A 10,910-nucleotide genomic window follows, 5' to 3' on the forward strand; every position below is an offset into this window, starting at 1 on the left:
CACTGGATCTTCGCCATGCCCTCGGAGAACGGACTGCGTGTATGGACAGGTCAACGGCGTTGCAGCTCGCAGCCGACGAACTGGAGGAGCGGGAGCTCCGCACCAGCAGCATCGAGATCATCGACTACGTCCCGAGTGATCCGGCCCAGCGGATTCTGACGCCGCCGGGTTCCATCGTGGTGTTCGTGGACCGGGCGGGTGCGCCCGTCCTCGACCGGATCTGGGAGGCCGTCCTGGAGGGCAGCGGGGAGGATGTCCGGCTCGCGCAGGAGATCTACGATCTCTTCAGCGCCCGCGAGAAGGTGAGCTATTACCGTGCCTACCGGCTGCTGCGCGAGGCGGAGAGTTTCGCGACGATCCGCTATGGCGCCCGGACGCTTGCGACGCACGTCTTCCCCTCGTCCGCAGCGGGTTTGGCGGCGATCGAGAACCCGTACAACGGGGGCCGACTCGCGCCTGAGGAACTGACGTTGGTCGAGCATCTGGTCCCGGGGGCGACGGGGGGTCTGGCTGCTGTCGCGGTTCGCCATATGCCGTCTCTGACCGAAGCCGAGAGGGCTGCGGTGGATCAGGTGCCGGACGATCAGCTGGAAATGAATCTCACGATCCGGGCCGACTGCTGTGACAGCTGGACCGGATTCGTGGAGCAACTCGCGCAGATCACTCATGCGACCCAGTACTGCCTGGTGGTGGGTGCGAGCGAGCAGGATGCCCCGCTCTCGGCCGAGGAGATCGAGCGGCTCGGTCCCACGGCCTCGGCGCGCAAGCTGTTGAACCGGCGCCGTGATCTGCTGGGCCACAATCATGCTTGAGGCAGCAGGATGCGCGAGGTAGTCGGTGTCGTGTTTGCGGCGGTGTGCTGTCTGTGGCTTGCCCTGACCTTGGTGTGCCAGGCGCGGACGCGGGTGGCGGCGGTCGTCCGGAGGCACGACGTCTTGGGTCTCATCCCGCTGTGGACCTTCTTCGCCCCGACTCCGGGCATGCAGGATTACGTACTGCTGCGCCGCTACCGGACGTTCGACGGCCGGCTGACGCAGTGGCGGGAGTTGGCGGATGATCCTGTCGGTGGCCGGCCGCTGTGGGCTGTGTGGAATCCCGCCCGGCGCCATGCCAAGGCCTTGCTCGATGCGTCCCAGGGCCTTTTGCAGTTGGCGTCCCTGGGGCGTCGGCCGGAGGAGATCGAGCTGTCGGCGCCCTACCTGGCGATCCTGGCCCATGTGTCGGCGCAGCCCTGTTCCGGGGATCCGTGTGCCGCTCAGTTCGCTCTCGTCATTCAGAAGAGTTCCGTGTACGAGGAGGCCGTTCCCGCGGTGGCCTTCGTCTCCTCCCTGCACGAGATCGACTGAGTCGTGTCGGATCCCGTTGGCGAACGACGTCTGATCTCGGTGCACGAGCACCGGGAGGTTTCATGGAGCGGGTCTTGTGAACGCTGATCTGGCGGTACGCCTCACCCTGTCGATCGGTGGTGTGGGCGTCGTGATTTCTTCCTGGGAGTACCTCACTCGTCCCGTGCTGCTGGCCGACCACGCGATCGCCGGCTGGCCGGTCGGGCGGTCCTGCCGGACGTGGCGGCTGGCTCGCCGTACGGATCGGGCCGTCGATCTGGTTTTTCAGTATCCGAACGTCCTCGTGCTGGTGGTGCTGCGGCTGGCTGCGGCGCTGGCGACCGTGATCGGGGATCTGGTGCCGGCCGTCCTGTCCCTGGGCGTTGTCGCGGTGACCTCGGTTCTCCTGGGCATGCGTTCCCCGTACGGCAGCGACGGCGCGGACCAGCTGTCGTTGATCATCTTCGTGGCGGCGTTCTGCGCCACGGTGATCGGCACCGACGGTTCACAGCATTCGTTCCTCTGGTTCGTGACGGGGCAGGCGTGCTGCGCGTACTTCGTCGCAGGTGTCGCCAAGCTGATCTCACCGGTGTGGCGCAGCGGCCGGGCGCTCGGCGGGATCCTGGGCACCAGGACGTACGGCAACCGTCGCCTGGGACCCGTCGTCGCCTCACACCCTCGGGCGGCGTGGCTCGCGGGGTGGTGGGTGATCGCGTTGGAATGCACCTTCCCTCTCGTCCTGTTGGGCGAGCCGCGCGTGACCTACGCGGTCCTGGCGGCCGCGCTGGCGATGCATCTGGGAATCCTGGTCACCATGCGACTGAACACCTTCTTGTGGGCGTTCGCCGCGACTTATCCGAGCGTTGTCTACTGCACGCTGCACTAGGCACAGCGACTGTTCCATCTTTGACCCTGGCCAGGGCTCCGCCCTTCGGGGGCGGGGGTGAAGGCCACCTCAGAACTGTTCGGACCCGCTCCAGAGGCGCGGGTCCGTAGTGTTCGCCTCAGCCTGTGGGGTGTTTTTGGTTCTCGATGTACTGCTCGACCACGGTCAGGGGTGCACCGCCGCAGGACCCGGCGAAGTAGGAGCCGGACCAGAAGCGTCCTTGCCACAGGTACTGCCGGACGTGATGGTCGTACTCCTTGCGCAGCAGTCGGGCCGAGACGCCCTTGAGGGAGTTGACCAGCTTGGAGAGCTGGACCTTGGGCGGGTAGTGCACCAGCAGGTGAACGTGGTCGTCCTCGCCGTTGAACTGCTTGAGTTCGGCCTCGAAGTCCGTGCACACCTCTCGCATGATCTGTTCGCACCGCGTCAGCATGGCGTCGGTCATGGCTTCACGCCGATACTTCGTGACGAAAACCAAGTGGACATGCAGGTTGTAGACGACGTGACGGCCGGTGCGCACGTCGGGATTGGGATTCCATCGTGGTGACATAGACCAAAGGGTAAAGTGCTGGGCATGCAGCTTCGGTACAGCTTCCGCGTGTACCCGAGCGCCGGTCAGCGCATGGCGAGGGCGTTCGGGTGTGCTCGGGTTGTCTTCAACGATGCCCTTCGGGCTCGTGAGAGCGCCCGGGCCGCCGGGCTGCCGTTCGTCTCCTCCGGGGAGTTGTCCAAGCAGCTCACCGCCTCGAAGAAGACTCCCGAGCGTGCGTGGCTCGCCGAGGTGTCATCGGTCGTGTTGCAGCAGTCCCTGCGAGACCTGGACACCGCCTACAAGAACTTCTTCGACGGCCTCAAGGGCAAGCGCCCCAAGATGGGTGCGCCCCGGTTCAAGTCCCGCAAGGACAAACGGCAGTCGGTCCGGTTCACCGCCAACGCCGGATGGAAGATCACGGCCGGCGGAAAGCTCCGGCTCCCCAAGGTCGGCGACCTGGCTGTGAAGTGGTCGCGTTCCCTGCCGTCGGTTCCGTCCACGGTGACCGTGGTCAAGCACAGTGCGGGCCGCTACTTTGCGTCGTTCGTGGTCGAGACCGACTCCGAGATGCTTCCTGCCACGGACAACGTCGTCGGCATCGACCTGGGCCTGACTCACTTCGCGATCCTCTCGGACGGCACGAAGATCGACAGCCCGCGCTTCCTGCGCCGGGCCGAGAAGAAGCTCAAGAAGGCGCAGCAGGATCTCAGCCGGAAGGCTAAGGGGTCGAAGAACCGGGCGAAGGCCCGGATCAAGGTTGCGCGTGCTCACGCACAGACCGCCGATGCGCGGCGCGAGTTCCACCACCAGCTCTCCACGAAGATCATCCGCGAGAATCAAGCGGTTGCAGTGGAAGACCTGGCGGTCAAGGGACTCGCGCGTACCCGCCTCGCGAAGTCCGTGCACGACGCCGGATGGTCGGCGTTCACTGCGATGTTGGAGTACAAGGCCGCCCTGTACGGGCGCACCTTCCACCGCATCGGCCGGTTCGAGCCCACGTCCCAGGTGTGCTCGGCCTGCGGCGTCAAAGACGGTCCAAAGCCCCTGCACATCCGTACGTGGACGTGCGGTGCCTGCGGGGCGCACCTTGACCGGGACATCAATGCGGCAGTCAACGTCGCGAAGGCTGCCGGACTGGCAGTGTCAGCCTGCGGAGCGCGGATAAGACCGGGACTTGTCCCGGCACAGCGTGAAGAAACAGGAACCCACCCGAAGGCGAGCCGGGCACCCGGCAGTCAGGCGGGAATCCCCGTCCTTTAGGGCGGAGAGGATGTCAACTCGACAGTGTCCGTACGAACCGGCCCACCGTCGAACACGCGACCTGGCTGGCCGGGCTGGGCGGCCGGGTGCGCACGGTCGCGTCCCTGCCGACGCGGATGATCATCATGGACCGAATGACCGCCATGATCTCGGTCAGCAGCGACGACACCGCCGCCGGTGCCGTTCTGCTGACCGGGCAGGGCACTCTCACCGCGCTGTGCGCGCTGTTCGAGACGACCTGGGAGTCCGCGCAGCCGCTCGGCGAGATGGTCCCCACCGACCCGAACGGGCTCACCGGCCAGCAGTCGACCACTCTGCGGCTCCTGGCCGAGGGCCACACCGACGAGACCATCGCCAAACGGCTCGGGGTGTCCCACCGCACGGCCCGCCGGATCGCCTCCGAACTGATGGAACGCCTCGACGCGCGCAGCCGGTTCGAGGCGGGCGTACGAGCGGTCCAGCAGGGCTGGCTGCCGCCGGGCCCCTGAGGTGCTCGTTGCCGTCGCGCAGGCGCAGGTGGCCGGGTGGTGCTGGGTCCCGGCCGGGCGTATGGCGGGGCATATGGCGGGGCGGCGGGCGCTGCCGGACCCGAGACGGTGACCGGCCGCCGGAGCGGCGTCGTGAGCGGGCAGGGGCCGGGGCGGGCGCGGTGGCGAATTTGCTGGAGCAGTGGCCGGGAGCCGGTGCATGAACCGATGCCGGTCCGGAAAAGGTCGGGCGCCCGGTCGCGGGACGGTCCGGACCGCGGCATCTCTCCCAGCCGGGCGGCGCCCGCGCCGTGGTGGCGCAGCGCGTCCCTGGAGGGCCGGGGATCAGAGCGCCAGACGGCGGATCGCCACGACGGCCGCGTCGTCGCCGAGACGGCCGTGGACGTGGGCCAGCAAGTCCTCGCGGAGACGGCGCAGCAGTTCGTCGGGGTCGTCCTTCGTCCACTGCGGCGCCCGTTTGGTGAAGGGGTAGAAGTGTCCGTCGCGGTCGCGGGCTTCGATGACGCCGTCCGTGTAGAGCAGCAGGAGGTCGCCGACCTCGAAGGGGAACGTCTGGACGTTGTACTCGGAGACGCCGAAGGCTCCGCCGAATCCGATCGGCAGGTGGCTCGCCTCGGCCGTGAGGGCGGTGAGGTCGTTGCCGCGCAGGAGGATCGGGGGCGGGTGTCCGCAGGTGATGAGGTGGACGACCGGCTCGTGGTCGGGGATGTCGAGCAGGGTCACGGTGGCGAATTCCTCGTCGGTGTCCTGCTCCGCCGGTGACCGCCATTGGCTGGTGTCCCAGCGGAACGCGGCGTCCAGGTGGACGGCGAGGCGGGGAAGGGTGGCCTGCCGGTGGGCGGCTGCGCGGAAGGCGCCGAGGAGCAGGGCGGCGTTGTTGATCGCGGCCAGGCCGTTGCCGCGTACGTCGCCGATGAGGAGCCGGGTGCTGTGGTGGGCGGTGCGTGCGGCCGCGTACAGGTCTCCGCCCAGGTCGGCCTCTTCGTCGGCGGGGATGTACAGGCCGGCGATCCGCAGCGGGCCGGCGTGCGCCGGCAGTGGCTGCAACAGCACACGCTGCGCGGCCTCGGCCACGGAACGCACTTGGTGCAACTGTTGCTCGCTGCGGTCGCGTACCACGCAGATGGTGACGCAGACGATGGAGACGATGATCAAGGCTGCGATCTGAGCCTGGATGTTGGCGGTGAGCAGAACCCCTCTGATTGCGCCGATCAGTACTTGGGCGGCCACCGCGAGAGCTCCCATCAGGGCCGTGACGCGGGCCCCGGCGAACGCCACGGTGATCGCGGGCGCTGCGGCCAGGAGCGGGCCGAGGTGGATGTGCGGCGGGGAGAGCACGTCCGCCACGCAGACCATGGCGATCAGCCCTACCGGGAGGGAACGCGACCAGTGCGGGCGCGGAGCCTGGCCGCCAGGAACGCCGCAGGTCCAACTGTGGTCGATGGGCCATCCCTCAAGCCTTCCACGTGCTGCCGTGTACGGGGATGTTCGCCGCCCCGGGGACCGGGAGGGGAGCCTGGCGGGCGGTGAGGAGGGGGCCGGTTCCTGCCGTGCTTTCGCGGGCCGGGGGTTTCCGGCCGGTACCGGGGACAAAAGAATGCGACCGGACCCGTTTGCCGGTGGTTTGTGACTGGCAAGTCCTTGCCATGGCGAGGACTTGCCGTCGTTTTGCCTTCTCGTGGGCAGGAGCGGGCCGATAGACCCGGGGGCATGTTCTCTCCCTCCCAGTCCTCCGCCTCCTGGTACGGGCGATGGCCGCTGGTCTCGGCTGCCGCCGTGGCGTCGTTGCTGGCGTCGGGGCTCGCGGTTGTGCACGAGCCCGCACACGCCGCTCCAGGCAAGCCCGCCCGTCCCGCCGCGTCCACGGCGACCCACAAGGTCACTCTGGTCACCGGCGACGTCGTCACGGTCACCACGACGGCCGACGGCAAACAGATCGCCGATGTCGACCGGCCGGACAGCGCCGTCGGCGGCGTGAAAATGCAGACGATCAACGGTGATCTGTTCGTCGTCCCGGACGAGGCGGCGCCGCTGCTGGGCGCGGGCAAGCTGGACCGGCGGCTGTTCGACGTCACCGGCCTGATCGAAATGGGCTACGACGACGCGAAGATGTCCTCGGTGCCGCTGATCGCGACGTACGCCGAGTCGAAGTCCCGCTCGGCCGTCGAACCGACGGCCCCCCGGGGCAGCAGGCTGACCCGCACGCTGAAGGGCATTCGCGGTGCCGTGCTCAGCACCCGCAAGCGGCAGTCCCGCACCTTTTGGACCGGCCTCGCGCCGCAGGGCAGCACGAAGTTGGGCGCGGGCGTGTCGAAGCTGTGGCTCGACGGTCGCGTGAAGGTCAACCTCAAGGAGAGCGTGCCGCTCATCGGCGCGCCCGAGGCCTGGGCGGCCGGCTACACGGGCAAGGGGGTCAAGGTCGCGGTGCTCGACACCGGCATCGACGTCAACCACCCCGACCTCGCGGGCGCGATCGAGCGCACGGCCAGCTTCGTACCGGGTGAGGGCATCACCGACCTCAACGGGCACGGCACGCACGTGGCCGGCACCGTCGCCGGTTCCGGCGCCGCCTCCGGAGGTGACTACAAGGGCGTGGCCCCCGACGCCGATCTGTACGTCGGCAAGGTGCTCGGCGGCGCGGACGGCCACGGCCAGGACTCGTGGGTCATGGCCGGCATGCAGTGGGCGGCCGAGTCCGGCGCGGACGTGGTCAACATGAGCCTCGGTGACGCGTACCCGAGCGACGGCAGCGACCCGATGTCGCAGACGGTCGACGCGCTGTCGGCGAAGTACGGCACGTTGTTCGTCATCGCCGCCGGCAACGCGGGCCCGGAGAGCATATCCGCCCCGGGCGCGGCCGCCTCGGCGCTGACGGTGGCCGCCACGGACAAGCAGGACCGGCTCGCGTCCTTCTCCAGCACCGGCCCGCTGGCCCACTCCGGCGGCATGAAGCCGGACATCTCGGCACCCGGCGTGGACATCACCGCGGCCCGTTCGCAGGACATGACCGACGGCGGGGAGGGCCTGTACCGCACCCTCAGCGGCACCTCCATGGCCACTCCCCACGTGGTCGGCGCGGCGGCGATCCTGGCCCAGCGCCACCCGGACTGGACCGGCGCGCAGCTCAAGGAACAGCTGATGAGCAGCGCGAAGGGCCTGGACGCGGGGTACTCGCCCTACGAGGTGGGCACCGGCCGTGTCGACGTGGCCGCCGCTGTGCGCGCCACGGTCCGCGGCACCGGATCGCTCTTCTTCGGCAGCTACACATGGCCGCAAAAACCGAGCGACGTCGCCGTCACCAAGGACCTGACCTTCACCAACACCGGCTCCGCCGAGGTCACCCTGAAGCTGGCGCTGACCGGCGACGACAGCGCGTTCACGCTCGGAGCGACCCAGGTGAGCGTCCCGGCGGGCGGCACCGCCGCCGTCCCGGTGACCGGGGACCCGCAGGCCGCCTCGGCGGGCCGGCACGTCGGCTACGTGACAGCCACCGACGCGGCCACCGGGAAGCCCGTGACGCGAACGTCCGTGGCGCTTCTCAAGGAGGACGAGCGCTACGACCTGAACATCAAGCTGGTCGGACGGGACGGCAAGCCGGCCGCGGGCTGGGTCGGGATCAACCTGGCCGGCGACGTCTGGCCGTGGAACGTCTACGTCGACGGCTCGACCACCATGCGCATGGCACCGGGCACCTACACCGTCGCGGGCTACCTCGACGTGGCCGGCGAGAAGGCGGACCGTTCGGGTCTGGCCGTGCTGGTCGCCCCGGAGACCGTGCTGAAGGACGGCCCCAGGGACGTGGTGCTGGACGCGAGCAGGGCGCGCCTGCTACGGACCGAGGCGCCGCAGCGCACCCAGGACCGCCAGCGCAAGGTCGACTTCAACGTCCACTACAAGGGTTTCGACCCGTCCACGGACTACCGCAGCGCGTATGTGCTGCCGCCGGCGTACGACGACGTCTACGTGGCTCCGACGAAGCCGATGAAGCAGGGCACGTTCATCCTGACCACCCGCTGGCGCAAGGGCGAGCCGCAGCTCGACCTGAGCACGTCGCGCGGTCACCTTCGCTTCGACGCACTGGTGCAGGCGGGCAGCCGCCTGGGCACCGCGACCGACACGCTGGGCGTCGTCTACGCGGGCAACGGTTCAAGGGCCGAGTACGAGAAGGTCAGGGCCAGGGGCAAGGTCGTCGTCGTCGAGCGCAGTGACGGGATCTCCCCGCAGGAGCGCGCCGAGGCGGCGGCGGCGGCCGGTGCGAAGGTGCTCCTCGTGGTCAACGACGGTGCCGGCTCCCTGATGGAGTACGTGGGCGAGTCGACCCTCCCGGTCGCCACCGTGCACCGCGACCAGGGCAAGGCCCTCATCGCGATGGCCAAGGCCGGCAGGGTAGGACTGACCGTGAAGCAGACCCGGTACACGCCGTTCGTCTACGACCTGACCCGGGACTACCCCGGCCGGGTCCCGGACCGGGCCCTGGTCTACACGCCGGCCAAACGCGACCTCGCCCGGATCGACGCCCGCTACTACGCGGCGACGGGCACCAAGACGGCGGAAGGCTACCGGTCCGACTTCACCCTCAGCCCGTCCTTCAACTTTCCCGATACGGAGCGGCATCCGGGCACCCGGACCGAATGGGTGACCCCGGGTCAGGACTGGAGGGAGTTCCACACGCAGGGCGTCGACGAAGCCCTGCCCTGGACGATGGTGTCGGGCGACAACACGTACGCCAAGGGCAGCACCACCCGTCTGGACTGGTTCGCTCCGGCGACCCGGCCCGGCCAGAACGAGTCCTTCGGCGTGTACAACTCCCGTTGGCAGAACTACATGACCTGGAATGTGCAGGCCTGGGCTTCCGCCGCCGACCACATGCGGCTGGGCGGCTACCTGCCGTGGGGTCAGACACCGTCCCACCTGCAGATCTTCCAGGGCGGCACGCAGATCTACGACAATCCCGTGAGCGGCGACATGCAGTGGCAGGAGGTACCGGCCGGCAACCTGCCCTACCGCGCCGTCCTCGACGTGGAGCGGCCCGGTGACGTCTTCAGGCTGTCGACGCGAACCCACACGCAGTGGACGTTCATGTCCGACACCGTGGACTCGGATTCCTTCGAACCCTTCTCGGTGCTGAACCTGGACTACCGGCTGGACTCGGATCTGCACGGCGACGTCAGGGCCGGTACGGCTCAAAAGATGGTACTCAGCCCGGTGTCGATGGGCGGCGGCACCGTACCCGGCAGGGTCACCACGGTGAAGCTGGAGGTCTCGTACGACGATGGCGCCACCTGGCAGAAGGTTCCGGTGGTCAAAGGCACGGGCGGCTCCTGGACCGGTCGGTTCAAGACGGCCAGGAAGCCCGGCGGCTTCGTCTCGGTCCGGGCGGGCGCCGTGACGAGCAGCGGTTTCGGTGTCAAGAACGAGATCATCCGGGCGTACGGCCTGCGTTGACATCCTCCCCGCCCCAAAGGGCGGGGATTCCCGCCTGGCTGCCGGTGGTGACCGGCTGGGCCTTCGGGTGGGTTCCCCGTTCAACGGGCCGTGCCCGGCACGGGATTTCCGTGCCAGGGCTGACCGGCCCTCCAGGGGCGTTTAGCCTCTCCGCCTGCCCGGCGGCGAGGATCACTCGCGACGCATTGAGGTCACGATCATGCTCAGTACCGCAGCCCTGGCACCGCCAGATACGCACGTGCAGCGGCTTCTTCCCCTCCACGGCCCAGCAGACCGAGCATGTCTGCGAGGAGGGCAGCCAGCGGGAGACGATGCCGACGTGCCGGCCGTAGCGGGCCGCCTTCTCCTCCAGCACGCGGCGGAACATGCCCCACGCAGCATCGTGCACAGACTTGGCCAGGCGGGTACGGGCCAGGCCGGACACCGCCAGATCCTCGAGATAGACCGCTTGGTTGTCGCGGACCAGCCTCGAAGCACTCTGGTGGCACCAGTCCCTGCGCGCGTCGGCCACCCGGGCATGCGCACGAGCGACCTTCAGCCGGGCCTTGGCCCGGTTCCTCGACCCCTTCGCCTTCCGGCACAGCGCCTGCTGCGCCTTGTTCAGCCGGCGCTCGGCGCGCCGCAGGAAGCGGGGGTTGTCGATCACCTGCCCGGTGGACAGAACGGCGTAGTGGGTCAGGCCAAGATCGATGCCGACCTCGGACGAGAGGGGCGCGAGAGGCTCGGGCTCGACCTGAACGACGAAGCTCGCGAAGTAACGGCCCGAAGCATCCTTGATCACGGTCACAGACGACGGGGCCGACGGCAGCTCCCGGGACCAGCGGACCCGGACGTCCCCGATCTTCGCGAGGTTCAGCCGCCCGTTGTCCCGCAGCCGGAACCCGTTCCTGGAGAAACGAACGGCCTGCCGACTGTCTTTCTTCGACTTGAACACCGGAAGCCCCATACGGCGCCCTGGCCGCTTCCCCGACACC

The 10,910-nt window shown here is 68.8% G+C and carries 8 protein-coding genes and 1 pseudogene; 6 read left to right on the forward strand and 3 right to left on the reverse strand.

Translation table 11 applies throughout. The annotated features are described in order from the left end of the window. Positions 1-59 precede the first annotated feature (59 nt). The 3 genes from IO36_RS42785 to IO36_RS42795 all read left to right on the forward strand — a co-directional run bounded on the left by IO36_RS42785 (position 60) and on the right by IO36_RS42795 (position 2,211). The gene (locus IO36_RS42785) at positions 60-812 is read left to right on the forward strand and encodes a hypothetical protein (protein WP_158997808.1); all 753 of its coding nucleotides are present in this window, start codon (positions 60-62) and stop codon (positions 810-812) included. A gap of 9 nt (positions 813-821) precedes the next feature. Continuing rightward, complete coding sequence (locus IO36_RS43620) at positions 822-1,346, forward strand: hypothetical protein (RefSeq protein WP_051901363.1); 525 nt, start codon at positions 822-824, stop codon at positions 1,344-1,346. A 76-nt stretch (positions 1,347-1,422) separates the two neighbouring features. Beyond that, entirely contained in the window at positions 1,423-2,211 is a 789-nt protein-coding gene (locus tag IO36_RS42795) for a hypothetical protein (RefSeq protein WP_037628802.1), read from the forward strand. A gap of 118 nt (positions 2,212-2,329) precedes the next feature. On the opposite strand, the gene tnpA is transcribed toward IO36_RS42795, so the two are convergent. Beyond that, positions 2,330-2,761, reverse strand: a complete 432-nt coding sequence (gene tnpA / locus IO36_RS42800; RefSeq protein WP_037628804.1) for an IS200/IS605 family transposase — start codon at positions 2,759-2,761, stop codon at positions 2,330-2,332. A 24-nt stretch (positions 2,762-2,785) separates the two neighbouring features. Between tnpA and IO36_RS42805 the strand changes: the two genes are divergently transcribed. Both IO36_RS42805 and IO36_RS42810 read left to right on the forward strand, forming a co-directional pair. Continuing rightward, positions 2,786-4,003, forward strand: coding sequence for an RNA-guided endonuclease InsQ/TnpB family protein (locus IO36_RS42805; protein WP_037628807.1), 1,218 nt, complete (start codon positions 2,786-2,788; stop codon positions 4,001-4,003). Next, positions 3,994-4,491, forward strand: a pseudogene (locus tag IO36_RS42810) (LuxR C-terminal-related transcriptional regulator); the annotation flags it as partial. The gene IO36_RS42805 and the pseudogene IO36_RS42810, both read left to right, overlap by 10 nt. A gap of 324 nt (positions 4,492-4,815) precedes the next feature. Here IO36_RS42810 and IO36_RS42815 read toward each other — a convergent pair. Continuing rightward, a complete protein-coding gene (locus IO36_RS42815; RefSeq protein WP_078943820.1) occupies positions 4,816-5,847 on the reverse strand; it encodes a PP2C family protein-serine/threonine phosphatase in 1,032 nt (343 codons plus the stop codon). Between the two features lie 354 nt (positions 5,848-6,201). Here IO36_RS42815 and IO36_RS42820 point away from each other — a divergent pair, with 354 nt between their 5' ends. Next, positions 6,202-9,936 carry a S8 family serine peptidase gene (locus tag IO36_RS42820; protein WP_037628810.1) on the forward strand — a complete coding sequence of 1,245 codons (3,735 nt, stop codon included), beginning with the start codon at positions 6,202-6,204 and terminating at the stop codon, positions 9,934-9,936. On the opposite strand, the gene IO36_RS42825 is transcribed toward IO36_RS42820, so the two are convergent. Beyond that, a partial coding sequence (locus IO36_RS42825; protein WP_037628811.1) for an RNA-guided endonuclease InsQ/TnpB family protein occupies positions 9,911-10,910 on the reverse strand: 1,000 nt, incomplete at its 5' end. The two genes, IO36_RS42820 and IO36_RS42825, sit on opposite strands and share 26 nt — an antisense overlap.

Source organism: Streptomyces aureus, assembly GCF_000725495.1.
Taxonomy (GTDB): Bacteria; Actinomycetota; Actinomycetes; order Streptomycetales; family Streptomycetaceae; genus Streptomyces; species Streptomyces aureus_B.

What these genes read in the sequence shown, in the direction of transcription:
- IO36_RS42815 (WP_078943820.1), bottom strand. Translation starts at nt 5,847, where the DNA reads ATGGTCTGCGTGGCGGACGTGCTCTCCCCGCCGCACATCCACCTCGGC.
- IO36_RS43620 (WP_051901363.1), top strand. Translation starts at nt 822, where the DNA reads ATGCGCGAGGTAGTCGGTGTCGTGTTTGCGGCGGTGTGCTGTCTGTGG.
- tnpA (WP_037628804.1), bottom strand. Translation starts at nt 2,761, where the DNA reads ATGTCACCACGATGGAATCCCAATCCCGACGTGCGCACCGGCCGTCAC.
- IO36_RS42805 (WP_037628807.1), top strand. Translation starts at nt 2,786, where the DNA reads ATGCAGCTTCGGTACAGCTTCCGCGTGTACCCGAGCGCCGGTCAGCGC.
- IO36_RS42820 (WP_037628810.1), top strand. Translation starts at nt 6,202, where the DNA reads ATGTTCTCTCCCTCCCAGTCCTCCGCCTCCTGGTACGGGCGATGGCCG.